The organism is Pedobacter lusitanus (assembly GCF_040026395.1).
Lineage (GTDB): Bacteria > Bacteroidota > Bacteroidia > Sphingobacteriales > Sphingobacteriaceae > Pedobacter > Pedobacter lusitanus.
In genome coordinates this window covers 105927-131547 of the sequence record NZ_CP157278.1, presented here as the reverse complement: position 1 = coordinate 131547, position 25621 = coordinate 105927, and the positions used below count along the sequence as shown (strand labels likewise).

Annotated in this window: 18 protein-coding genes and 1 pseudogene; 6 read left to right on the top strand and 13 right to left on the bottom strand. The window is 35.7% G+C overall.

The features are described 5' to 3' along the window. Positions 1 to 182: 182 nt before the first annotated feature. The 6 genes from PL_RS00615 to PL_RS00590 form a co-directional block, all read right to left on the bottom strand. Positions 183 to 719: a hypothetical protein gene (locus tag PL_RS00615; RefSeq protein ID WP_348620737.1), complete on the bottom strand. Its 537-nt coding sequence runs from the start codon at positions 717 to 719 to the stop codon at positions 183 to 185. A 16-nt stretch (positions 720 to 735) separates the two neighbouring features. Further along, positions 736 to 2178 (bottom strand): hypothetical protein, encoded by a 1443-nt coding sequence (locus PL_RS00610; protein ID WP_152620238.1) that lies wholly within the window; start codon positions 2176 to 2178, stop codon positions 736 to 738. Next, positions 2168 to 2962, bottom strand: coding sequence for a COG1470 family protein (locus tag PL_RS00605; RefSeq protein WP_152620239.1), 795 nt, complete (start codon positions 2960 to 2962; stop codon positions 2168 to 2170). Before PL_RS00605 ends, PL_RS00610 begins: the two co-directional genes overlap by 11 nt. A gap of 141 nt (positions 2963 to 3103) precedes the next feature. Then, positions 3104 to 3727 (bottom strand): hypothetical protein, encoded by a 624-nt coding sequence (locus PL_RS00600; protein WP_041877292.1) that lies wholly within the window; start codon positions 3725 to 3727, stop codon positions 3104 to 3106. A gap of 117 nt (positions 3728 to 3844) precedes the next feature. Further along, a complete protein-coding gene (locus tag PL_RS00595; RefSeq protein WP_348620733.1) occupies positions 3845 to 6454 on the bottom strand; it encodes a hypothetical protein in 2610 nt (869 codons plus the stop codon). Between the two features lie 727 nt (positions 6455 to 7181). Then, positions 7182 to 8210, bottom strand: a complete 1029-nt coding sequence (locus PL_RS00590; RefSeq protein ID WP_041877304.1) for a C1 family peptidase — start codon at positions 8208 to 8210, stop codon at positions 7182 to 7184. 595 nt (positions 8211 to 8805) lie between these two features. Between PL_RS00590 and PL_RS00585 the strand changes: the two are divergent. Continuing rightward, a pseudogene (locus PL_RS00585) lies at positions 8806 to 9528 on the top strand (IS256 family transposase). Positions 9529 to 9596: 68 nt separating this feature from the next. On the opposite strand, the gene PL_RS00580 reads toward PL_RS00585, so the two are convergent. Next, entirely contained in the window at positions 9597 to 10082 is a 486-nt protein-coding gene (locus tag PL_RS00580; RefSeq protein ID WP_052495947.1) for a YybH family protein, read from the bottom strand. 22 nt (positions 10083 to 10104) lie between these two features. After that, positions 10105 to 11091, bottom strand: coding sequence for a zinc-binding dehydrogenase (locus PL_RS00575; RefSeq protein WP_041877307.1), 987 nt, complete (start codon positions 11089 to 11091; stop codon positions 10105 to 10107). A 315-nt stretch (positions 11092 to 11406) separates the two neighbouring features. Between PL_RS00575 and PL_RS00570 the strand changes: the two genes are divergently transcribed. From PL_RS00570 to PL_RS00555, 4 genes are all read left to right on the top strand, one after another. Then, on the top strand, positions 11407 to 12540 hold the full coding sequence (locus tag PL_RS00570) for a M57 family metalloprotease (protein ID WP_041877310.1): 1134 nt from the start codon (positions 11407 to 11409) through the stop codon (positions 12538 to 12540). Between the two features lie 273 nt (positions 12541 to 12813). After that, positions 12814 to 13650, top strand: coding sequence for a polysaccharide deacetylase family protein (locus PL_RS00565; protein WP_082035758.1), 837 nt, complete (start codon positions 12814 to 12816; stop codon positions 13648 to 13650). 160 nt (positions 13651 to 13810) lie between these two features. Continuing rightward, on the top strand, positions 13811 to 14890 hold the full coding sequence (locus PL_RS00560) for a TlpA disulfide reductase family protein (RefSeq protein ID WP_052495949.1): 1080 nt from the start codon (positions 13811 to 13813) through the stop codon (positions 14888 to 14890). Positions 14891 to 14981: 91 nt separating this feature from the next. Beyond that, positions 14982 to 16034, top strand: a complete 1053-nt coding sequence (locus PL_RS00555; RefSeq protein ID WP_082035759.1) for a glycosyl hydrolase family 18 protein — start codon at positions 14982 to 14984, stop codon at positions 16032 to 16034. 416 nt (positions 16035 to 16450) lie between these two features. On the opposite strand, the gene PL_RS00550 is transcribed toward PL_RS00555, so the two are convergent. Together PL_RS00550 and PL_RS00545 are read right to left on the bottom strand one after the other, a co-directional pair. After that, positions 16451 to 17656: a S41 family peptidase gene (locus PL_RS00550; RefSeq protein ID WP_082035760.1), complete on the bottom strand. Its 1206-nt coding sequence runs from the start codon at positions 17654 to 17656 to the stop codon at positions 16451 to 16453. Between the two features lie 32 nt (positions 17657 to 17688). Beyond that, the gene (locus PL_RS00545) at positions 17689 to 18408 is read right to left on the bottom strand and encodes a porin family protein (protein WP_160292046.1); all 720 of its coding nucleotides are present in this window, start codon (positions 18406 to 18408) and stop codon (positions 17689 to 17691) included. 502 nt (positions 18409 to 18910) lie between these two features. Between PL_RS00545 and PL_RS00540 the strand changes: the two genes are divergently transcribed. Beyond that, on the top strand, positions 18911 to 19564 hold the full coding sequence (locus PL_RS00540) for a response regulator (protein ID WP_052495952.1): 654 nt from the start codon (positions 18911 to 18913) through the stop codon (positions 19562 to 19564). Between the two features lie 32 nt (positions 19565 to 19596). Here the strand turns inward: PL_RS00540 and PL_RS00535 are convergent, their stop codons facing one another. Genes PL_RS00535 through PL_RS00525 form a run of 3 tightly spaced genes read right to left on the bottom strand, consistent with a single transcriptional unit; the run spans position 19597 to position 25613 of the window. Then, the gene (locus PL_RS00535) at positions 19597 to 20922 is read right to left on the bottom strand and encodes a RagB/SusD family nutrient uptake outer membrane protein (protein ID WP_041877317.1); all 1326 of its coding nucleotides are present in this window, start codon (positions 20920 to 20922) and stop codon (positions 19597 to 19599) included. Between the two features lie 10 nt (positions 20923 to 20932). Next, entirely contained in the window at positions 20933 to 24460 is a 3528-nt protein-coding gene (locus tag PL_RS00530) for a SusC/RagA family TonB-linked outer membrane protein (protein WP_041877320.1), read from the bottom strand. Between the two features lie 4 nt (positions 24461 to 24464). Next, a complete protein-coding gene (locus PL_RS00525; protein WP_041877323.1) occupies positions 24465 to 25613 on the bottom strand; it encodes a FecR family protein in 1149 nt (382 codons plus the stop codon). Positions 25614 to 25621: the final 8 nt, after the last annotated feature.

Genomic DNA, 25621 nt, shown 5'->3' with positions numbered 1-25621 from the left:
TCTTATAATGTTGAACCTTTTTCGAAATAGGTAAGACCTGATATTTTTGTTACTGCTCAGAATAAGTATTGCATGTAGATTAACATATGTAAATATATGTGTTGGAGCAAAGCTGAGTTCAAATTTTAATTTGTAAGGCAGCTAGTGGAGAGAAATGAAAGGTTAATATATAATTGTAACTCTTAAATCGTTTGTATATTATAGGTGATTGTTACCGTATAGGTACTTCCGTTGATGTACTCAGGATGAGCCTTAAATAAGCCTAGCATATCTTTTGATGAAATACTATATTTCGGGTCATATGCCGTACTTAATGAACCAGGTTCCGATGGATATATGACCGATGGAGATGTAATATCCAGGGGAGTACCATACAAGGTTTCACCTGATCTTTTAAAAGCAACTTTAACCAGGCTCATGATGTTCTTTAATGCCAGGGAGGCGTTGGCGTCAGGCTTAATACTTAAAGTGTAGGGCATAGAGCTTGTGACTGTAATGTCGGCTGGCTTCGGCTTTTCCTGATCAGTATAATAATCTACGATACTGCTATAATTAAATGATACTATTGAACTCGTACTCGCAGCAGATGAACCTATTACATCACTTAAATTCAGATTGACTGATACTGGTTTGCTATTTAATGGTGCCGTTTGTGCCTTGAGCTGTGCTCCGAATACAACGATAATCGTGGTCACAACTAATAATGTTTTTTTTTTCATATTGTTTGATAGCAGCTTAGTGTGCTGTTAGACTATAAATAAGATCTATGGTGTATGTACCTTTTTTTGCCAGTATTAATTGCGGGCTGGAAAGAAAGCTGTATTTTACATCTATACTTTTATCTAGTACCTGAGTCCCATTGTCTATTAATTTTTGTGATGCTATTCCTAATGAATTAACTTGTTTAATGTCTGATTTTCCATACGCAGGGCCAATATTTAGCTGTGAAGAAGGGAGGGTTGACGGAACACCGTTAAAATTAAAAAAAGCAGAAGAGGATTTTACTGTTAAATCGAAAGGAACATTGTCACTCACAACTAATTGTCCAGGCACGGTTTTACTTACTCCATTTTTATAATCCGCAACATTCGTAAAGGAGAGATCAACATTACTTTGACCTGTTGTTATGGACGCAAGCTCACTTACTGTAAAAATCAGGTTAATATTGTTTAGGCTTTTGTTAGCTTGTGTAGTACTAGTGATTGGAAGTTCAATCATTCCAGTATAAGTTCCTGCTCTAAAAAAGTTACTTTTCATAGCTCCAGTACTCACGTAAAAATCTATATTATCAACTGTCGTATTTCCAGCGGGAATAATCGTAACTGATTCGACTGCATTATAGCCATGTCCTCTGATTAAAGTAGCTGGTAATCCGACCTCCCCAGAAGATCTTATTAAGGACGTACTAATTTCGGGATAAATAAGTTGACTGGCACCTTTTGTGCCTGTATAACTAAAGTTACCAGTTGAAGTTGTGTAAGCAACTCCTAAAGTATAAGGTATATTATGTATAACTGTAATTGTGGCTCCTGTACCTTTTGTTGCAGAATTGTAGCCTGAACGATAATACGAAAGATCATCAATAATCAAATTAATCGAAGTCTTATTGATACTGGGTATAACAAAAGCATCTATATTTACTGTTACATCCGAAGAGGACGGACTGACTTTTGGACTTGCAAAACTAGTAAAATTGCGGGTTTTTTCTTTATAATTCAATTTTCCAGTATATACACCTGGCAACCAGGAATAAGAGTTGAGATTTGGAATGGTTATAGACAAATTAACAGTCTCTTGTCCACTAAAAAGATCATTGGTTCCTTTTTCCCAAATATTTAGGTCTGATCCAATTGAGTAGGCCCCAGAATTAGCTTGACTAGAAGAAGAGCTTGTCATCGATAGTGCAGAGATAGGAAAACTATTTATTGAACTACTCATATTCGGAGCCTGTGGTGCTACATTAAGAATTATATAACCAGTAATATTACTACCATGCCAATTGCTATTCCATGCTACGATCACATCCTGGGTATTTGATTTTACTGTGTTTGACCGAATTGCTGCTGCATCGATATTTAGAACATATTGTGCCTGTGCCTTTAAGGCTCCACAAATACTGCAGCATAATATTAAAATTATTCTCATTACGATTTGATATACTCTATTACTATTTAACATGAATGGTTTTTTTGGCCACTTTTATATTATTGTGATTAGGGTTTGAGTCTGAATCCAGCATAGCAATTATCAGGTAATCACCTGAAGTAACATTTTCGGGAAGATCGATGTATACCAGTTGTGTATCCTGCGGCATAATTGCCAGATCGTGCGGTGTAATTTTGATCTCCTCTCCTGTTTTCTGATTTGTCAGTTCGATCTTCAGCATAGCAGTTTTATTTATATTTCCTGTGTTCTTATATTTAATTATAAGCTGCCTCTTTTGTTTCCCGGAAAGAGCTTCTTTATAAGAAAATTCTTGAAATTCCAGATCACCGGTCTTCGTCCCATAAGGTGTATAAAATAATTGTATTCCATATTCGTAAGCGACTTTTATCCCAATTGCAGGATTTTCAGTTTTTTGAGGTTCCGCTGTGGTTTGTGTAAAATAAAGAATACTGTTTGTTGAAGTACTATCAGTCGAAAATTTGGGGATTTCCATGTAAACAGAAACTTTCTTACTCTCGCCGGGGTTAATTACAATGGTGCTTTCATTAAGCTTTACTTGTTTTGCATTAGAGTGCGGAAATTTGCCGGGAACTTCGTAGATTTTACCTCCAACAGAATCTCTTTTCCAATCTTTTAAACTGAGTGCAAATTCGAAAGGTCTAGTCCCGCTATTACTCAGACTTAAAACCTGACTTACAGTTTCGCCAGGTTTACCTTCAAAAAAAAGACGCGAAGGAGATATTCCGATTTGACAATACGATTGTTGTATACCAGTAAAAATGCATATCAACATCATTAAAAAAATCAAAGTATAGAGTCTGCATACTTTTTTATATTGTTCACGTGGAAATTTCAGAAGCATAACTATTTTAAATTGAGTTTTAAAAACATGTATACAGTTTCTAAACTGTATACATGTTATAGATAGAAAAGGTGCTTATATAGCCTCAAGCGTGTAATACAATGTAACTGAGTACATACCCGATGATTTGGTGATATAGGTAGCAATGTCTGTTTTAGCAATACTATATTTTACGTCATAGGATGTACCAGAAGTACCGGGCTCTGATGCATATATTTGGGTAGACGTAGTGACTGGTGAAATAGGGTTATTACTATAAGCAACCTCACTAGATCTTTTTACATTCAATTTAAGCACACTTACAGGTATCTTATCTGTCCCTGATCCTTGTGTGAAATTAGCTGCAAGTGCTTTCACAGTAAGGTTATATCCTTTAGAACTCATTGCTGTAATAGTCTTGATTTTTTCTACAGTTTTATCTGCTTCATAATCGGCAAGAGTAGAATATTGAAAATCAATGGTTTCTGTAATTCCAGTTCCTGTAGTACCAGCGGTGGCAATATCCTTACCTGTTCCGTTAGTGCCTGGTATTGCTCCTATTATATCGTTTAAGGTAATATTTACCTGAGTAGTATTAACGATTGCTGTTGTTTTAACTACGGGATTTACTGGTGATGTACCTATTTGTGCTTTAGATTCACTACTTGTAAATGCCATCATTCCCAGGATAGCTGTCACTGTTAATAATTGTTTTTTCATCTTATTTTATGGTTTATTATATGGTTACAAAAATACGCTGTAATTGTATCAAGCATGAATCTTTATAATCGCATAAAGATGTGATAACTTATTTCAAATCAATGCATTAATAGGTAGTTAAAATGTTTTAACATCTACCTTTATTCTAGTATTTCTCGCCTTAAATATGATATTGTTAGGCGTGTTGCGTTTAAGATCTACCTGTTCGCGTACATTACTTATAGAAAGAGCTTCACCAGGGTTTTTTATGTATACGAGGTATCTCCCTTCGGCCAGATAGAAATCAAATTCACCTTTTGCATTGCAAACTGCAGTGTAAACTGTGCCATTTTCTCCGAGCGCAGTGACCCGAATACCACTAAGCTGAATATTTTCATTTATATATTCTTCTTTGAGTACCTGTATGGATCCCGTCAATTTTAAGGTCTTAACCATTGCTATATTCATATGTTTATCGCGGCTCAATAAAATACTGCATGATTCTAACGCACTCCAACCTGATTGATTAACAGTTGAGATCATATATTCTCCTGATGGAGCCACAAATTGGACATTACCACTGCTATTGGTAATTGCTGCCAGATCTTTGATTTTAACAAGAATACCTGGGATTACCTTCTCTTGATGATCCATTATACCATTACCATTCAGGTCTTCGTAATAAGTCAATTTCAATTTCCATGTTTTCTGACCACTCATCTGACCAAAATGTTTCTCTACTCCGAAGCTAAACTGACGATTAGAAAAATAATTGATATCTCTGTAGGTATAAGCTGACTCACTATAGTTAAGCCCGACTTCCGGATTATAGGTAGCCATACGTTCCTGTCTGTTCAGTCCATAAAATAGATTCATAGTAACAGCCCAATCGTCTTTTAGCAAAAATCTGCCATAAGCATTAATTGTATAATTCTGATTACCATTATAACCATAATAGCTATAATTAGCCGATGTAGTAAAGCTCATCCGCTTTTTTAATGCTGCAAAGCTCATATTTGGGCCTATAGAAAGCATGTTATAGTTATTGCCGCCGTTATTGGCGAGTGCATCTGAAATATAAAAGGCATTATGCTGATAAAAACTATTCACCCCAAAAATATTATTGCGATAAGATAGATTCACGCGGGACGAGAAAAATGGTGCAGGTGGTTCGTTTGAAGTGTTCTGATAAGTATAACCATTATCCACATTTAAATCGATGTACTGAAACGCATCTTTGTAATTAAAATTAAAGCGGGTTCTTACGGAAGCTGATTTCCAGTTCTTTCGGCCTTCACCACCCACAACGCTATTCGATAGCATCTGCTGTCCAAAATAATATGGAAATATCCCAATGTGGCAGCGCCCTAAGTCTCTCATATAACCAATTTCATAGGTTTGATTTCCATATTGGCTGGTTTGTTCAATATAATCGTTATACTGTTTTGAAATATAGTTTGGTCTGTTATCCATGATGCTTACACGTGCACTGAAACTATTCAACTTATCAGATGTATAATTGAAACTATTATCCGAATAGAGCATTCCTCTTCGCATTCCTCCATAATTAGGAGTTGCATAATAATTGGATGTGGAAAGATTTGTTTGCTTAAATTTATGATCATAAGCCAGTTCAAGCCCTAGTCCAGAAAATGTCTTGTTTGAATTATTATCAAGTAGTTGTATACTATAACCGCCTCCAACAGTTAGCTGTTCATCTTTACTTTTCAGCAGTTGTTGTTTTCCTGAAATAAGGTTGGTCCTGAGTCCGGAAAGGACGTCCTTATTTTGCAATAAAGTTATCCTGGACTTTTCTGTTGAAGGTAAGCCGTCCAGATATTCTATGGCAAAGGTATTTCCTCCTTTTTTTTCTGCTCCAAAACTGGAGAATATCGAATTGTTGTTTTCCAGCACATAAGCATTAAGTGATTTATTCTGGCCTAAAAAGGCTGTCCCTTTGACTCCACGTCCATATACATTAAAATCGAGGTTTGCATATATATTTCCTCCTTTAATGGCCAATTTTTTGTTCTTATATTCCAGATAAGTATCTGATGTATATATACGGCCACCAATCAAGGGTGAGTAATTAAGATTTAAATTGTAAGCTAGTTCCTGTTTCTTTTTTAGATCAATCTTACCATTGCCAAATAACTGCAAAGAATTAAAATTATTTGCATTCATGTAGTTCAGTGAAAGCGTATTAGGTCTCGTTTTATAATAAATATCCTGTTCATTGAGGACAAGGTTTCTGTTACTTGAGACTGTCATAATCCTTAGCCTTCTTACAGACAATTGGTTACCTGATTGATCAACGGCTTTGATCGTTACTAGAAAGTCGGCAGCGGCGTTGTTCCTTGATTTGTTGATGGCAACAAAAGGGAGTATCTTTTCTGTTCCTGCGGCAAGTGTCATCCTACCTTTTGTTCCCAGAAACTCCTGTCCTTTAGGGATTCCCGATAGGTCCAGATCAAATGTAATAGGAATTAATCCGCTATTAAATACACGCAATTGAAGATCCGCTTTATTGCTAATCGGATCAAAGTATATTTCTGAAGACTGTACATCGAGCACCAGGCCGCTGACATTCAATAATTGTGTATAGAAACTGCTTGATTTTTGCACATTAATGTTCCGCGTAATACTTCTTAACTTTACTTCAAAAGATTGAATATTCGATTGAATAGTCTGTTCATCGGAAAAGTATTTCAAGGGGAAAGATTTTGTTTGTCCAGCTTCGATAATCATTGTGTCAGGAAGTTTAAGAATCGCGTTATCCAAATTTACGTTAACCCCATTTCTTACCAGGCCGACTGTGGACAGAGCTGCATTCTTAATAATAAGATAATTTGAAAACGTCTTGCCTCCCTCAATGTTAATTGTGTCAGCTTTAAAATGGTAAGAAACAAAATCGGAGGACTGAGCTCTGACCTGATATGAAAAAAGGATGATAATTAAAAACAATAAAATAATTGTTCTATTGTTTTTAATTTTCTGATAAGTGGTGTTTATAATCTTCTTTGCTTGTAACATTTTTAATGGGAGTCAAATATGTATATAAGCCTGGTATTTATACTCTGTAAAGCGGTCACATAAAAATGTGAATATATCTGTCTGTAAATAAACTATTTACATAGTGTTTATATGTCGGGTCTGCCGGGAATTATCCGGTTTTTAGCTTTAAATAATTTGTTGTTTCCGCTTACACTAAATGATGATCATGTTTTTTTCTGTAGAAACTACAACTGAGTTCTTATTGATCCGTTTTACTAAAGAGGATATTAAAGAATATCAATGGAAGGGTATTTGTATAGCTACTCCAGAATGTGACACTTTTTCCTTTATCATATAAAGTACCCCCAGAAAATGTGTGACTTTTGGGGGTACTGCAAAAAGGTCTGACATCCTTTTTTTATTTATCTGGGGGATGTTGTTGAAACGGAATCCCTCACCTTTTTATTTAAACATTCTTCCTCTATTGGGGGATGTCAGAAATCACATATGCTTCAGTAATTACATCATTAACAGTAAATCCCCAAGTGCTACCGTACGTATTGAATTGGTTATTATAAGTTAACACAGCATTTAGATATTGTCCACTGCCAAAGAAATCATAGTCGATCCACAGGAACCCGGCATCACCCCACGCACTACCCCATGAGTTCTGTACCTTAAAAGCATGTCTATTATCATCATAACCAATAATTGCCATCGCATGGTGACCTACAGGTACATTTCTTCCAATATTGCCGGGGGTTAAAAAACCATCATAACTGAAACGAGGTGAACCAAATCTATTCCATACAGGCTGAGTATTCATATTGTCATCTGCAGCTGTAGCGAAAATAATTGGATGTTTTTGATAAATCAACATCTTTAGTAATGCTGTGTTTTGTCTGGTTGCTTTATCAATTACATAATAGTCGACATTTGCTATCCGATGTAACCTTGCACTATCTCTTTGGAGCGGAGTAACATTATTGCTGCAGTCTGTGCTGAATGGAAGTGTCTGGTAGGTACACGCGCCTTGATTTTTAAGGGCCTCCAAAGCACTTGCTGTCGATATACCCGTATTACAATTTGCTGACAACTGATTATAGATAAAGCCAGGACTAAATACGTTTACCCCGGTGTTATAAACAGTATTTTTTGATCTGTATAAATTTTCTATTGACCATGCACAGTATGTAGTAGCCCACGCTACACAGGTTCCTGTTTGTCCCTGATTTTGAATTGGTGGTGTTCTTAACGAGAAAGTAGTAGGGAAAATAGATTCTGTAATTGCAATTTTATCTCCATTTAGTTTTGGTAATTTATCCAGGATTTCTTTTGGGGTTGCGATAAAACCTGAAAAGAAAGATTTCTGGCTGGTAATGTCATTAGAATTACCTTGTTTAGGTTTAGGAGAGTCTTGTGCAGTGTTCTTTTTACAAGAGTAAAAGCAGAAGAGAATCAGTAACATACTGAAGAGGGATGCGAATTTAAATTTGTTTGTGTTTTTCATAATTAATTGGTTTTAAGTTGTTGTTTTTTTAAAAGTAGATAAAAAGGAAGTTAAAAAAAACAAACAATTATCACATAAAGATGTGATTAATAGCGTGTTGCGAATTCAACATGGAATCTATTGATTGAAAACGTTTGTAAGGCTATTCTGCACTTTCCAGTACCCTCTTGGAAATTGAATAACTTCTGCGGTGCTTAATGTGACGTTGCCTAACGGAAGCAATAATCCAGCAGCTAGAGGTGGCGTTGATATCTTTATTAATGGTGTTTATTATAATTCATTTAGTCTAACTGACAAAAGGAAAGAGAGTATTCCAACGAATGGGTCTATTATTTTCCCTAGTTCATATGATGGGACTCAAACTGTTAAATTTGAAATTTCAGTTGATTCGACAAGTTCAGATGGTGCATTACTTAGTAATATAATCCGATCAGGCGAAGCGAGTTTAACTTTACGTAAATAATTTAAAAAAAGAACAGATTAGTTGTTTCCTTATATGCCAAAGGGATGTCCAATGCGGATATTGAGGAGGAACTGCGTGAACTATACGATTTTCGCTTACCTCCCTCCACAATCTCCACCATAACCGCTATATATGATTGTGTGGATGGACGGAATTGTTTTTAAGGTAAGAGAAAACAACAAAGTCATTAATAAAACTATCTATCTGGCTGTTGGACTTAACATCGAGGGACGTAAAGAAGTATTAGGACTGTGGCTGGGTAAGAATGAGAGCTGTGCCTTTTGGATGAGCGTATTAACCGATTTGCAGTCTAGAGGAGTATAGGATATTTTGATTACTTGTACGGATAATCTGGGTGGTTTTACCCAAACAATCCGCTCCTTATTTCCAGAGGCCACTACACAAATCCGTGTAGTTCATCAAATTCGTAATGCCTGCAAATATGTGGTATGGAAAGATAAAAAGTCTTTTACACAAGATATGAAGCCAGTATACTCCGCACCGAACAAACAGGCTGCTGAAGCTGAATTAGCTACTTTTGAACAAAAATGGGGAATCAAATATCCTAATGCAGTCCGAAGTTGGAGAGTGAATTGGGATGACCTTACCGCATCCTTTGAGTTTCCATTAGAGATCCGAAAAATCATTTATACCACTAACTTAATTGAGAATTTGAATGGAAAGATCAGAAAGTACACCAAGAACAAAATGTCGTTCCCTACCGATGAGGCTGTTAAAAAATCAGTATATCTATCCTTAATGGAAGCAACCAAGAAGTGGACAATGCCAATTCATAACTGGCCTGTGATTATTAATCAGTTTATTGCTATTTTTGATGTAAGGGTTAAGGTCTAATACCCTAACCCCAAATTTCATTTACACAGTTTTCTGGATACTGCCCAGCAGTACACAATTTCTCTATCTCATTTATTAAAGATGTATCTTGCTATCTTCCATTGGCCATCCTCTTTCTGTAAAATAAATAATTCTCTGCCTTCTTCAGGTTCCTTAACACCGGTCTCTCGGAGCACTTGTGTACCTCTTGAAATCGTTCTGGCAAATGCATATTTTTCATCTATGATTACAATCTCATCAATCTGAAATTTCAATTTTAACTCAATAGCTTTGAATACAAATTCATAAGATCCCTTTACTTGTTCCCGGCCAATAGCTGAAGGCCCTCCGGTTGGCATAAATACGCCGTCTTTAGTATATAATGATAATACTTTATTCACGTTTGAAGTGTTCAAAGCATCCTGATAATCAAAAAACAGTTTCTCAATTGCTGTTTTCTCTGTTTCCATTTTTGCGCCTTTTTTATTTAATTGCTCTTTCTTTTGATATTGAGCACTAGCAAAATTGATTGATATTAAAAGACTTAAACTAAGTAGTAAGAATGATTTTTTCATGATGTTCTTTTTAAATGATGTGTTATACAATAATGACTATTTTACCATTGGTTTTATTGCTGTCCATTAATTTGTGGGCATCGGCAATTTCGTCGAATCTGAATGTTGCAGTTCTGATGGAAATCATCTTTCCTGAAGCAATGTGCTCGGCGATAAGACTTAATGGACTTTCTTGCAATGGGTAAGCTGGATTACCTAATAAACCACTTTGCGAGAAACTTATTTTTACTGATTGCCCCAATTGAGTCATTAAGTTTAAATCCGGAATAATTGGGGGCCCACCTAACAGACCGATAACTGTTACTTCTCCAAATGGTCTTACCGCAGCAACAGTATCCAGTATCCCTTTATCACCACCAACAACGTCCAATGCTTTGTGCACACCATCAGGAACAATTTTGCGCACTTCTTCAGAAACATTTCCATTGTCAATGATCATATAATCAGCGCCAAGTTCTTTCAGGCGTAAAAACTTATTGACGTTTCTTGTGGTCGCAATGACTTTAAGCCCTTTTAGCTTGGCATAAAGTATTGCAGCAGCACCAGCAGCACTTGTCCCCCCTTTTATCAACAGTATTTCTCCGGCACGAATTTTTAATACCTTATCTAATGCAATTGCGATGGTACCAAATGATTCAGGTATAGCTGCAAGCTCCTCGTAAGAAATATTACTGTTAATAGCCAGGACGTTCTCAACAGGAGAAACAACGTATTCGGCATAACTGCCCTGACGGGTCATACCTAATCCACCCATTACTGTAATTACCTTCTGACCAATTTCAAACCTGCCGGATTTATCTTCAACTACCTCACCTACAGCCTCTATACCCAAAACAGCAGGTATAGCAGTAGCCTCTATAATTCCCTGTCTTACATAGGATTCCAATTTGTTTAATCCAAACGCTTTGATCTTTATTTTTACGGCTCCGTTTGTGGTTTCAGGTTCTGTTATTTCATGAATGGTTAAAACCTCTGGTCCCCCATTTTTGTTTAAGATGATTGCTTTCATTTTTATCTTGTTTTTGATCACAAATAATTATTAAGCAAAATTAGCACAGATCATTTCCATCAGTTATAATCTATGTTAATAAGCAATCTTAACATAAATTAAGATTTTCTTGTTCCAGAATCAAAAACTGCGTGTCAAATAATCCGGTCAGATAGGTAAAGCCTGTGGTAATGAGAGTAAATGAGAGCACGCTTTTTTCATAATGCCCCATCTCCTGCCCACAACAACACACTCATTATCACATCATTATGTGATAATCAAAAAACACAACACCTATAAAAATATTTTCATATTAGAATAATCAAACTAAATTATATGAAAAACCAAAAAACAATTGCTATCATCAAGGTAGCCATCCTAACAGTACTGTTAATGTCATGCAGTAAAAAAAATGATAAAATTACAGATCAGGTCACTACGGGCAGTAATCACAATGCCATATTAAATGACCTGAATAAAATTGCCTCATTAGGCTACAACCCATTCACAGTACGTAAAAAGGGTACTGGATACTTGGTTGAAAATGATATTTTCTTATCAAGATCTTATCTTGACAGTCAAACACTTCCAAAATCAGGAAGCCCAAAAACGGAACAGTATCAATCAATATTTTCTGTCTCTATTCCCGGCCCCACCAGAGTATTGAATGTCTATATTGATGATCCTACAAACAATCCTGCACTCAAGACGGCAGTTATTGCTGCATTACAAGATTATAATGATGTTCGCTTAAAACTCTCATTTAAATTGTCTACAGATCCTTCGGTAAGTGATATCACCATAAATTCATCGGACCTTAGCGCAGGAAAGACCCCATGTGAGTTGGCAGGCGGGACTATATTAGGGCAGGACGGTGCATTCCCTAATGTCCTTGGAACCCCTGGCAGTATAATTACCATCACCAATAATCCAAATGCAATTGCATCAAAAACCCCAACACAATTGAAAGTAATTATTATTCACGAATTAGGCCATGCAATCGGCTTGAGGCATACTGATTATTATAATAGGTTACTGAGCTTTATACCTGGAGCAATAAATGATAACATGACAACTGATCAGTTAACAACAATTCTTCAACAGAATATACAACCTGACAGCCAAGGTTGTAGCACTAAAGATGAAGTTAACTCAGAGATTGCCAATCTGATTGAATCCAGAAATGAAGATCAGGGTAAAACATACTTGAAAACTATGCTTGATTATTTTCGTTATGGTGTGAACGATGAGCTCGCTTCTCATATTTATGGAACTCCAACAAAAGCTGATCCTGAATCCATAATGCTTTCTCACTCAGTAGGTCAGACTGGATTAAGTACTTATGACAAAATCGCATTACTTAGCCTATATGGTTCTGATGCACAAAAAGCTTTCTTAAAGAAGACATTATACGAAGACGGAACAGTCAATCAACCTCAAGTACTGTTAGCTTCACTTAGTGCCTTATAATTTTATAATCCCCCGGATTATAAGTCATCATCCGGCGTAATCAAATAGTTTCACAAAGGCGCAAGAAATTGCGCCTTTTCTTCTAATTGAAGTTTACGCCCACATTTTTTTGAATGATTTCACATCAACATGTGATTATGAATTTTCGTTTACATGATCTGGAAGCCATTAATTTTGATAAAGGTTTAACATCCTGTTCAACAATTTAGTAAGCCACAGTTAATTGATTTAAAAAATTTCAAGGGGTTGCTATTCATTATACCCTTATTAAACATGAAGCACTATCAATTGACAATATGTGTACTATTTGCATTGTTATCATACGCTTGCAACCAAAACCCTCTGGAAAACGAAATATCAGAAAAGCCCGATGAAAAGGTATTCATCCATATTATTCGGCCACATGGCTCTTCTGCCCCCGAAATTATCAGAAAAAAACAAATTCCAATTCTTTGTTATCATCAAATTCGAAAATTAAAGAAGACAGATTCAAAACGATCCTTAAATGATATTATTTCTCCTGAAAAATTCTCAGAACATATAAAATTGCTAGCCGATAGTGGCTATCACACTATTTTGCCAGATGAGCTTTACAATTATCTGCTTTTTGGGAGAAAGCTGCCAGAGAACCCCATCATGATCACTTTTGACGATGCTCATAAGGAACATTATACAGTTGCGGCCAGAGAATTGACGAAATATAATTTCAAAGGGGTATTCTTTATTATAACCAGCATGATTGGTAAACGTAAGTCGTTAAACAGAAATCAGATAAAGGAGCTTTCAGATCATGGTCATGCCATTGAAAATCACACACGTACGCATAAAAATTTCGCCGATTTTACTGATAATGACTGGAATGATCAGATAGATGGACCAGCAAAAGAATTAGAAAATATAATTGGTAAAAGTGTAGGGTATCTCGCTTTTCCTTACGGTGTAATCAACGCTGAACAGCTGCCTGAGCTAAAAAAACATCATCTCAAAGCCTCTTTTATACTTTCTACCAGACGTGACCGTAACTATCCTTTATTTACTTTGAGAAGGATGGTTGATCCCGGTAATAGCAGTATAAAAGGTTTCTTATTTAGGCTCAAAAAAAATTTTTAACATATTTATTTTCAAATAATTTGAGGGATTTAGCCGTTTCAAGGCACTTAACTTAAATAAGTAGAATAAAATACACAGGGAGGTATTCCTTGCATTAGCGCAGGAAAAGAACCCACGTTAGTAACTCTAATTAATACATACATCAATTTAAAATATAAACATGAAATTAAAAAGCACCATCCTTTTAGCATTATTTGCTTTAACAATTAATGCATCTGCACAACAAGAAAAAAACACTTATACCATTTCGGGACATCTTGAGGGATTGAAAGACGAATGGATTTACATAGAAAATGATTCCGCTCAAATCAAAAATGACAGATTTAAATTTACCGGACAGACAACAGAACCAATTATGGTTCACCTATACACAAAATCAAAACCACACATTTATCTTTCCCTTTTTGTCGATAAAAATGGCATTACTAGTATTGAAGGAAAAGCAGACTCATATGATGAATCTATAATTACCGGCAATACCGCACAGACAGAATATAATAAATTAAACGCTCAAAATATGGCCCTTAATTTACAGAAAAAAAAGCTTTTTTCTGACTACAAAGCTGCAGCAGCAGCTAAAGACAGTACTAAAATAATTTCTATAGAAAAAGCGTATGAAGTCTTAGATCAACAAACGGAATCTGCAGTCAAAGCGTTTATAAAACAAAATCCTAAAAGTTTTGTGAGTGTATACCAAATTCAAGACATGGAATACAAAAATAATGCTGAAACTCTGGATGAGCTATTTAAAAGTCTTGACTCATCTGTTCAAAAATCAGTTTTTGGAACAAAGCTAAATGCAATGATCGCTGTCAAGAAAAAAAGCAGCATAGGTCAACCAATAATGGAATTTTCTCAACCTGATGAATCAGGCAACCTTGTCAGTATATCTTCCTTTAAAGGTAAATATGTGTTACTTGATTTCTGGGCCAGCTGGTGCGGACCATGTCGTGCAGAAAATCCAAACATACTAAAAGCTTACAACCAGTTTAAAGACAAAGGATTCAATATTTTTTCTGTTTCTATAGATAATAACAAAGAAAAATGGCTCAAGGCAATAAATGACGATCATCTTTCATGGATTCAGGTTTCTGATCTTAAAAAAGAGAATGAGGCAGCTAAACAATTTGGTATACGTGGTATCCCCTCAAATTTCCTTATTGATCCAAATGGAAAGATTATAGGCGTAAATCTTAGAGGAGAAGAATTACTAAAAAAACTGCAAGAAGTTATAAAATAATAACTCATTTTAAAAAAGAGGAATTGAAATTAGCCTAAAACTCAGATTATTCTAAAAATTAAAATCAAACCAAATAATAAATATATTCAAAATGAAAAAAAACAACCTTTTTTGTCTAATGACAATGTGCGTGGCTGGATTAATTTACCTGCCAGCCTGCAAAAAAACGACCGCGCCGGATCTATTGAACGATCAAAAAAATGTCACAAATTGCGCAGTTACGACTAAGCCTGCGGACACTCTTCCCGCTCAGGCCCTGATAACGTATGTAGAAACTAATACAAGTAATTTAAGCAACATGGGCCTGTTTACCTTAAATGGTGCAACTGGTATTAAAGATGGGTCTCCTGTAGTAAATGTTGCATGTATCTTTGCCGGCAATATTAATCTTAGTCAGGAGAAAACCCCAAAAGCTGTTGTTTCCTTAAACCCACAAACATATTATTTGCTTGAGAAAACAGATTATGTAAAAAAACTGCAGGCAAAAGGTATTAAGGTGACATTAAGCCTATTGAATAATCATGATGCAAGTGGATGGAGTCAGTTTACATCACAGGATGATGCAGATTATTTTGCTAGAAGTGTAAAAGCCACAGTTGACAAATACGGTTTAGATGGCGTGGAAGTTGACAACGAATATTCTAATGGAGTTGCAAATGATGCATCAATGCCAATGGTGTTAGCGGCCATCCGTAAATTACTCCCAACAAAAATAATAGGGCTTTATTTATTCAACGTAAATAGTACTGAAATTAAAAATAGTGCAGCATTAATAACATATGCAATCACAAATTTTGGTGGCAGTTTTAGTGGAAATGGGATTCCTGCCAATAAAATATTTGTTGAAAGCACTTCTTCTGATATAACTAAAGTCACAGCATCTGCTATGAAAAATAGTGGAGGAGGCGTTATGCTTTTTGCTGCCAATAGTAGCAGTCTAACTGCACTTAATGATTTTGCAAAGACTCGCTATGGTTCCAAAGCTCAGGTAACTGCAACTGGTCTAGCAGCAGATGGCCCCTATAATGGTAACTCTGATGTAGCAGCAATTGATAAAAATAATGATGGAAAGATAAAAGATGATGTTCACTATTATGTTTTACCTACTACTGCTGATACAGCGAACGTATCCCGTTCCAAATAACTCATAAAGACAAAACAGCAAGCCCAATCCTTAATGATTGGGCTTGCTGTTTTCTACTGTAAAGATTTATACCAGCACTTTCTGTCTTCTCATTCACTATAAGAGTAAACGCCTTTTCAGGCTTATCTATCTTTATTCGCTTCCATACAAACACATACTAACCTTTATATATGATCTGCTTCAGGTATTTTGGTGTTTCCCTATGGATAAATTGTAATTACTATCATTTAATTCTTCGTAGCCAGGTTTTCGGGTAGTAAATCTATGGGCTCAGAAAAAGGAATGGTCTTTGGAAAAACCGGACAGATAAGTCTTAATGATGGAACTCAAAATCATTATCTGAAGATGGCTGATATGGCATTATAATTATTTAAGACCTGCACTTAATTAAAATGCAGGTCTTAAATTAAAAAGCATTATGGGATCAAATTGATCGCCCTTTCTAATTGAGGGTCATTACCTAACGCTATTGCAGCCGCATCGTACTTAACCTCAATATCCGGAGACAAACCAATATTTTCATAGATTTTCCCATCTTTATCTCGCATCATTAATGAAGAAGTATATACGCTCCTGAAAAAGCCCGTAGAAAATTGGCCACTGTTAAAAAATTCATTCCTTGATAATGGACCAGTTCCGCCCCATGTTTGTTCTCCGACAAATTTCCCATTGCCTGAAGGAAGTGCTTTAATCGCCATAGTAGTCATTTCTGACATGCTTATAGAATTCACATCGGCCAGTATGATAACGGGTGCAGTAAAAGCATTGGCACCAGTAGCGTTAACCTTTGCATCAATCCAGGGGCCATAATCTAAGCGCCCGGTGCCGCTTTTTCCGCGTGTTGCCCCTATTACATAAGACTTATCGGTCAATGGTCCAATTAAGAAATCAAGATCAGCCAATTGTCCCCCACCGTTACTACGTACATCTATAATGATACCTCTCAGACCAGCAGGATTTCTCACCTGATCCAGGTAATACTGTAATGTTCTTCTTATGGCTAAACTGAAATTTCCGGTATAGCCATAAACCTCCTTTAAATAAAATGTGTTAAAATGCAGATAAAGAATATTGTTAGCTTTAATTTTTCCTGCAACAGCATAAACATAATTCCTATCATAAGTGGTAACGTCACCAAACATTGCCCCTGTATCAAGGTACTTTTTCATGAGTGTATATTTAAAGAAATTTTTACCAAAACCCCCATGATAACCTGGCTGTTTTTCATGTCTGGACCTGGCAGGCTGAATCCAAGCTGAATCTTGTAAATAATCATTATTAAATTTTAAAGTATAATGGGAGTCAACCAGATTTGATGTCATTTCTTTAAAATAGGTATAAGCTTTTCTTATATCAGTTGAGTCATTCGCATTTAGTTTTGCGAAAATCGGCTTATACTTCTTATAAACATCATCCCAGTTAGTATGGTCAATATCCCAGAAAATATAACTATTATTCATCCCTGTCCAATAGGACTGAAAAATATCTGCAAAATTAGTCTGAGTATAACGTTCAGGCTGGTTAATTTGAGGAACTTCCTTTCGGCAAGAAAATGTAGAAATGATCAGAATTATTCCCAATATTAGTTTTACTGTATTTCTATGTAAATGTGTTAGATTCATTATTGTTAGATTTTAAATATCAAAATGTTAATTTATTTACCAAAACGGTACATACAACCTACCTGACCTGTAAAAGTCTGGTTGTAACGCGGTACCTGTTCAATCATGTAGTTTTTTTGTAAATCAGTTAGCCCATGATAATACCTGGTCTCAGCAAAAATCTGGTACCGGGAATTTAACTCATACTCAATACCAATCCCAATAAGTGCTCCAAGTTCTATGCGGCGATCCCGTCGACTGTCAAAATCATATTTTTGATCAAATTTAACTCCTGGTTTTAATTGCAATAAGTTTGTATACTGATCAAGGTCATCATTTGATTTCCCGAAAATATCTGGCTGAGTTCCTTTAATATGTGATGATGCCCAGTATCCTGCGTAAGCGCCCAAATTTAAAAAGCCCTTAAGCTTTTTATCCCCAATAGAGAGATGTGCCATTACTGGCAATTGCACATAGCTATTCCGATAATTTGTATAGACACCATCGTAAAAATCAGTACGGGCAAGTTTATAGTTTTTCTGAATATATTGTGGATCAGCTTGTATCGCAATATAACTATTGAAATCGTATCTGACAGGCACACCAATATTAAATCCGTTTGAAGACTTATATTGAGTAAAAGCATCAAACCCCGTATTGGTATAAAGGGTGTTTTTGTTGATTCCTGTTTCGAGCCCCACAGAAAACTGAGCCCTTGAAGTAAATGCAGTGCCAATGAGCACCAGGCATAATAGTAAATGTTTTTGTTTCATAATTTTAATTGTCCATGATAAGATAATTTGTATTCTGAATGCAGATAAATTCATCGGTTAAATTAATATTATAATAAAATAGGCTTCGGAAACCACTCCGAAGCCTAATAAGCCTATAACTAAACTAACTTATGAGTATTTAACTCATTCGTGAAAGAACTACTACTTAAGACCAAATACATCTACCAATATATATGGTTAAATAGTCTTACAAAACTATGTGCATCTTCTGACTTAACAATTTTACAACCCATCACATATTAATGTTACAAACTAATAAAAACCACAAATTTTATTAGGAATCCATCCTAAAACACACTTCCCTCCTGGATAAGAAATTTATATGATAGGCTGAACCTCAAACCGGGCTTGAAAATTAATATTGCTTTTCTTAAAATAGTTTGAAGGATATGCTCCTCTCAGGGTACTTATAAGTAAGTGAAAGACAAAATGAAGATAAAAACTTCAAATTAATAGCTAAACCGTTTAACTAAACCAGAGAATGAGAATAGGAAAAACCATAAAAATCGGAATAATAGATGATAACCCGTTAATTATTAAATCCCTTGATTTTGCCCTTTCAAGTTTTGATAAGCCTGATTTTTCTGTTCTTTTTACATTAAATTCATTGACAGAATTAGGTCGGTTAAAAAATGCCATATATGAACCTGACGTAATTATATGTGATATCAACATGCCAAAAACAACTGGAATAAAGGGATTACAATTATTAAAAAAGCGCTTTCCGAACTGCATGATTATTATACATTCGGATGCGGATGACAAGTTTACTATCATCGAAGCAATACATGCCGGAGCCCATGGCTACATGAGAAAAGGACTAAATAATCAAGAGCTCTTTTATGCCATTTTGAACGTCGTTGAGGGTTGCTTATATATAAGCCCCATTTTAACAAAAAAAATATTTGAGATCATTGAATTTCAGACTTATCACTATGGAGCGCTTACACCAAGGGAATCACAAATCGTAGATGGCATTACTAAAGGATTGAGTTACAAAATGATTGGATTTAAACTGAATATCTCTATCAATACAGTTAGAGAGCATATCAAAAGAATCTATAAGAAATTAAACATTAATAGTAAAGGTGAACTATTATCTATGGATAAAAGTATAAATTACGCAATTGCCTAATGATCAAAAGAGAGTGAATTGTACGCTCTCTTTTAATTTTGTGACATATCCGGATTAAAACTTAAAACATTTGCTGGTATTTTAAGCGTATATTTTGAACTGTGAACTGCTAAAACACCAGCTTCCATGTTATGATCATCGAGACGTGTGATAGCCTTCATTCTACCCTCCAGATCAAAACGCCGCATATCAAACCATCTGAGCCCTTTAAAAGCAAGCTCACGCCTCCGTTCCTGAAGTATACTTTGCAGGACTTCTTCCTGCCCTGCTAGCTGAACAGGCTGATAGGCCGCCCTGGATATACGGAATTTTCGAAGTTCATTTAATTGTTGCAATGCAAGAGATATATGGTTTGCTCTCGCCGCAGCTTCAGCAATAATTAACTTCATTTCGGCAACAGATGTACCATAGTTATTTCTTTCTGGAACCAGGTTGGGAACCCCTTGCCTGGCATTATTGAGCGTATCCAGATAATAATATAAGTTAAGCCGAAAATCATTCTGGTCATAAGACTCAAGTAGTCCCGGGTCTGCCCCAACGCCAGATACATTATCAAAGCGTACATATATTTCCTGTTTACTAATTAAAGATAAAGGAATTCCGGTTACATTATAATCTAAAAGTTCTGTTGTACCTCCATTTATTGCCAGTTCCGCATATTTTGCGGCTTCCTCATAGTTACCCATATATAAATAAGTCCGCGCCAGAATGCTATTAGCTGCACTTATACTCCCTCTAAACTTATTTATACTGTTATCTGCTGGTAAATCTGGTATCGCAGCCTTAATATCATGAATAATTTGCTCATAAATAAAATCAACGCTTGCCCTGGGTGGGGTCTTAACCGTAATATCATTGGAAACAATAAATGGAACTGCTGGATTTGTTGCTGCACTTGCCTTATCGTATGGCTTCCCATAGATATTGACAAGGGAAAGTAACTCAAAAGCTCTCCCAAGCAACGCTTCTGCTTTTAAACTTCTTTTTTTTGTAGTTGTACCTGTTTCTGCTTGATCTACTTTGTTAATTATAATATTAAAAATATAAATATGAGCATAATGATCACTCCATATTACTGGCGGATTATCCGCTCTCTCATCAAGCTGATCTGCCCAGATATAGGCTAGTGCAGAACTTGGTGTCCCCGAAGACCGAAATAAAGGATTATAGGCATCATCAGTCATTACATCCAGCAAACCATTTCCACTATTTATTAATTGTTCGCTATTTAACAAAAGATCATAATCTGCTGCTGACTTTGGAATAAGCTGGCCCTCATTTGTAGTGGTCAGAAATTTTTTACAAGAAGAAAATTGTATTGCCAGTACTAAAAAAAAAAGCATTTTATTGATTTTCATACAGGTAAGATTAAAAATTAGCCGATAAACCTAGTGAAAATGTAGGAACCAAATTCCTTCTTGAGAAATCTCCGGTAGCCGCACTATAATTATACTTGTTAAATCCATGTGTCAATAAATTAGTTCCCTGAACCTTAATCTCTAATTTTTTCAGGCGGGAGTTTTTTAACACCCTGCTGTTAAGCCTGCAAGCTAAAGTAACATCCCTTAATAAAATATAACTGCCATTTACTGCATAAGTATCAGAAAACTGATAAACCATTTGATCAAAGTAGCTAAATAACCGCTCAGTATAAACACCTAAAACATCTGTATTTTTCTCGTCCCCAGCCTTTTTGAAATAATTATCAGTGCCTTCCAAAGGACGTGTACCGCCCGGACCTATTCTTGGGACCCGTATTTTAAATCCGGTATAAAAATCTATCATAGTATACAGATAAAAAGAACCAATATCAATACGATTACTTAGTCCAATGGTATAGGGAGGAATCCCATTTCCCGAATAAACTAATTCTTTAAGTCCCTGATCATATGGTGATTTTTCAGCCCCATCTTTAACACGTACCTCCGGTAGCCCACCGTTAGACAAACCTCCAAATGGATAACTAAGAATTGAACCAGCCGGATATCCAGGAATATAGCTATTTGCGGAATTACTATTATTGAGATAGTTATAGCTCATTGTCCGATTATCAATATATATGCCCAAAACCTTATTGCTGTTATAGGAAAAAACAACTCCCGTATTCCATTTTAATTTGTTTCCTGTTAGCAAGTCTGCATTTAAATTCAATTCTATTCCCTTATTTTCAATACTTGCATCATTAGTTGCAGCCAAGGGGCCTCCCTTTGTAGGGTCTATGGCAGAATTGCTAAGGAGTTGAGTACTCTGTTTGCTATAATAATCTATACTTCCTGATATCTTATCGAAAAATGAAAAATCTAATCCTAAATTGGAGCTTTTTGTAACCTCCCAATGCAAATTACTATTTTCAAATTTGATCAAATCCAGGGCTTGTGATACAGGTATGGTATATCGGTTGTAGCCAGGTAAAGTAAGAATACCGGGTGTACTTATGGTAGCGATATTACCCCGGGTCCCTTTGGACATACGTAGCTTCAAAGCATTGATCCATGAAAAACCTTTCATAAAATTTTCCTTTTCAATATTCCACGCAGCGCCAACAGACCAAAGAAGATTATACCTGAATTTTGAGGCTGTAAGATTCAGGTTAGTCTGATTCATATTCAAACTCCCTGAAAGTAAATATTTTGATTGATATGAGTAAATAGCATTAAGATAGTTCGATATATACCTCTGATCTTTATGTGGCTGTGAAAAAAAAGTACTGGGATTCAGTGGAAGATTAGCAGGAAATAAAGGGTTTAAAATATGCTGGCCATTATTGAAAAGATCAATCAAATTTTCCCGGCTTTGTAATATTCCCTTATCAGTATCCCCAAGGTAAGATGAAATCTTATTATTAACTGTGAATTTGTTTACCTCAATTCCCGAAATCAAATTAATTAAATGATCATGTCCAAACTCTTTTTCATAATTCAATTGCCCGCGAACGGTCAGATTACTGGTAGTAAACGAGTTTTGAGTTGAAATTCCATCTTTAAGCACATATTCAAGCCCCCCGTCTGGCAGCAAAACCGAATAAAGATTCATTAATTGCTTAATTTCAGACGAATTAGCTGTAGCATAGCGATTTATGCTTTGCGAACTATATTCATATACGCCACCTAATTTAAATGATAACCCACGGATTATTTTATAATCCAAAGTGGTATTAATTCTGTTTGTATTAATTTTGTCTGAACTACCAACTTCATTCATCTCCTTTATCGGATAATTTAGATTATCCTGAAATCCGCATGCCATCTTCTGAGCATTATATATAGGATTTATCCTGGAATTAAAACTTATTGGTGCAGGATTGCCATTACTATCAGTGAAATGTTCAAATGAGTAGACATCCATTAAATTGGGTACTGGGACGCTGCTTTCCTTACCCTGGATAAAATCAGCAGACATAGATATGGATACTTTACTGCCCGGATTGTAAGTTGCCCTGCCAGAAAGCAAGAAGCGCTGATTTTTAGATCTGGCTTGTGAAAGCTGATTTCTGGTCAGGTTTGAAGACAAGAAATATAATAGTTTATCACTTCCTCCAGAGATATTTACATCATATTGCTGTGTTATCCTGTTCTGTTCAAACAGCCGTCCATAATCTTTGGCGTTATCATAAGCATACTGATCTGTCATCTTTTTTTCCATTTCAGACCTTGTAATCTTTTTTGATTGCAAATCGAAGAATGGTTCTATTCCAGGCCGGTATAATGTTCCATTAGTTTTATAAAATTCAGTCCCATTATGCGGATTATAAATATCCTGAACATTAAAATCATAAAAGTCTATACTATACTTCATTCCAGTATTGGATGGAGCAAACCTGTAAGTTGTATAATCTTCTTTAGGAGTGAAACTAAAAGTACTCAGAAATTGAATCTGAGGTTTCCCTCTTCGCCCCTTTTTTCGGTTTACGATAATCACCCCGTTAGCCGACCGCATCCCATAGATGGAAGACGAGGATGCATCTTTTAATACACTTACAGATTCTATTTCATTCGGGTTGATGGTGTAAATATCAAGTTCAGTTGGATAACCATCCACCACAATAAGCGGAGCTGAAGCAGACACTACTGTTGAAATTCCCCGGATCTGAAATAATTCCTTTCCATTAAAACTCAAATTATCATTAATTACCAGGCCCGGCAGCTTGTTTACTAATCCATCAGTAAAATTGTTTGTAATAATCGGTGTTTGATAACTATTACTACTGATAGAACTTGCAGCACCGGTAAATTGTTCAGCTTTGATATCCTGGTAACCGGTATAAACTACTTTTATTTCATTAAGTATGGTTGAATCCACCTTTAATCTGACAACAGGTTGATTAATAAGATCAGCTGCTGGAACTGTTTGTGTTACATATCCAACATAATGCACTTCCAAAACTGCAAGCTCATCAAGCTCATTAAAATAAAAAAAACCTTGTTTATCTGCAACGGCTACCTTGGATGAGTTTTTAACTATTATCGATGCCCCCGCCATGGGCATCCCATTTTCATCAGTCACTTTTCCATTAATTGATATAAAACCAGGTAAAGTCACTTTAGTGATAGAATTAGATGGTGTATTTCTACTTTTAATAATTATGGTTTTCTCATCAAATGTAAAATCAAGCGACTGGTTTTTAAGACAATAGCTCAGAACCACATCAAGTGTAGTATTTTTAAAATTGACGTCTAATTTTTCGCTGTCATTTAAATCTTTATTAGAATAGATTATATCATATCCCGTCTGTTTTTCAATCTCGTTGAATAGCTGTTCAATTGATATATTTTTCTTTGTTAATGTAAATTTCTGTCCAAAAACTGGTGAACACAGGGGCAAAAAAGCAATCGAAATTAAGAAAACGACAATCTTTTTATTTTTTTTTTTGCCGAATAGATAATTGGTCAATATCATATGATCATAGTACAATTACTTTTCTCCCCTCAATTTTAAATTTAGCTTCACCTGTTTTCTGAAGTTTTCTAAGCAATGTATTTATATCATCAGATCTGGACATCTTACCGCTAAATACTTTTTTAGCAGCTTGAGGATCTTGAAAAACCACTTCTATATCATACCAACGGGAAATTTTGCGCATAACATTACCCAATTCTTCATCATTAAAAGTAAATTTTCCATTTTTCCAGCCAATTTCATTTACTGCATTTACTGTTTCTACTTTTATATATCCTGCCTGAAGTTTAGCTTGCTGGCCGGGCAACAGGATTTTTGAGTTTTGAGACGAAAAAACTTTAACACGGCCCTCGACTAAGGTAGTTTTTACAATAGCTTCATCTTTATAACTGTTGATATTAAACTTAGTTCCCAGGACTTCTACTTCCTGATTATCCGTTTTTACTTGAAAAGGATGCTCTTTATCCTTTGCAACTTCAAAATAACCTTCTCCACTGAGTTCTACTGTTCTGGTTTTAGCAGCTGCAAAGCTTACCGGATATTTCAATTTTGAAGCAGCATTAAGCCATGCTTTACTACCATCAGGTAATAGAACCTGGTATTCTCCACCCCTGGGGGTTTCAATAATATTATACAATACTGGCCCGGCTGTTTTACGATCATCATTAACGTAATGATAAGCCAGTTGTCCTTCATCCGTTTTGGAAATCTGAACATTGGCCTCAGTAGCCAATACTCCACTAGCTATATCCTTTAAAATAATGCGTTTGCCATTTGCAAGAGTCAAAAAAGCTTTGTCCCCCCCTGGCTTAATAACAGCAGTAAAGCTGGCCGTATCTTTAGATTGATCTCCTGAATGTAATGTCAGGTACAAGGCGGTACTGCAAATTACAAACAATGAAGCTGCAGCAATCCATACTCTCCTGTTAAGACGCTTTACAACAGGTTTTTTCTCTTGTGCAATCTTTTGGTGAATAATATTCCACATCTTATTCTCGTGTGCTTCTTCGGATACTGCGTAGGACTCAGTAATTTCAATAGGTTCTTCAGCTAGTTCACTAAACCAATTATTGAACTTCTCCTTTTCTTCAGGCGTAATTGTTCCCTTAAGCCATTTATTTGCAAGATCCTGAAGCGTATTTTGATCAGTCATTGGTATAA

Coding starts and splice junctions, on each gene's coding strand:
- PL_RS00615 (WP_348620737.1), bottom strand. CDS start 719: ATGAAAAAAAAAACATTATTAGTTGTGACCACGATTATCGTTGTATTC.
- PL_RS00610 (WP_152620238.1), bottom strand. CDS start 2,178: ATGTTAAATAGTAATAGAGTATATCAAATCGTAATGAGAATAATTTTA.
- PL_RS00605 (WP_152620239.1), bottom strand. CDS start 2,962: ATGATGTTGATATGCATTTTTACTGGTATACAACAATCGTATTGTCAA.
- PL_RS00600 (WP_041877292.1), bottom strand. CDS start 3,727: ATGAAAAAACAATTATTAACAGTGACAGCTATCCTGGGAATGATGGCA.
- PL_RS00595 (WP_348620733.1), bottom strand. CDS start 6,454: ATGATTATCGAAGCTGGACAAACAAAATCTTTCCCCTTGAAATACTTT.
- PL_RS00590 (WP_041877304.1), bottom strand. CDS start 8,210: ATGAAAAACACAAACAAATTTAAATTCGCATCCCTCTTCAGTATGTTA.
- PL_RS00580 (WP_052495947.1), bottom strand. CDS start 10,082: ATGAAAAAATCATTCTTACTACTTAGTTTAAGTCTTTTAATATCAATC.
- PL_RS00575 (WP_041877307.1), bottom strand. CDS start 11,091: ATGAAAGCAATCATCTTAAACAAAAATGGGGGACCAGAGGTTTTAACC.
- PL_RS00570 (WP_041877310.1), top strand. CDS start 11,407: ATGAAAAACCAAAAAACAATTGCTATCATCAAGGTAGCCATCCTAACA.
- PL_RS00565 (WP_082035758.1), top strand. CDS start 12,814: ATGAAGCACTATCAATTGACAATATGTGTACTATTTGCATTGTTATCA.
- PL_RS00560 (WP_052495949.1), top strand. CDS start 13,811: ATGAAATTAAAAAGCACCATCCTTTTAGCATTATTTGCTTTAACAATT.
- PL_RS00555 (WP_082035759.1), top strand. CDS start 14,982: ATGAAAAAAAACAACCTTTTTTGTCTAATGACAATGTGCGTGGCTGGA.
- PL_RS00550 (WP_082035760.1), bottom strand. CDS start 17,656: ATGAATCTAACACATTTACATAGAAATACAGTAAAACTAATATTGGGA.
- PL_RS00545 (WP_160292046.1), bottom strand. CDS start 18,408: ATGAAACAAAAACATTTACTATTATGCCTGGTGCTCATTGGCACTGCA.
- PL_RS00540 (WP_052495952.1), top strand. CDS start 18,911: ATGAGAATAGGAAAAACCATAAAAATCGGAATAATAGATGATAACCCG.
- PL_RS00535 (WP_041877317.1), bottom strand. CDS start 20,922: ATGAAAATCAATAAAATGCTTTTTTTTTTAGTACTGGCAATACAATTT.
- PL_RS00530 (WP_041877320.1), bottom strand. CDS start 24,460: ATGATATTGACCAATTATCTATTCGGCAAAAAAAAAAATAAAAAGATT.
- PL_RS00525 (WP_041877323.1), bottom strand. CDS start 25,613: ATGACTGATCAAAATACGCTTCAGGATCTTGCAAATAAATGGCTTAAG.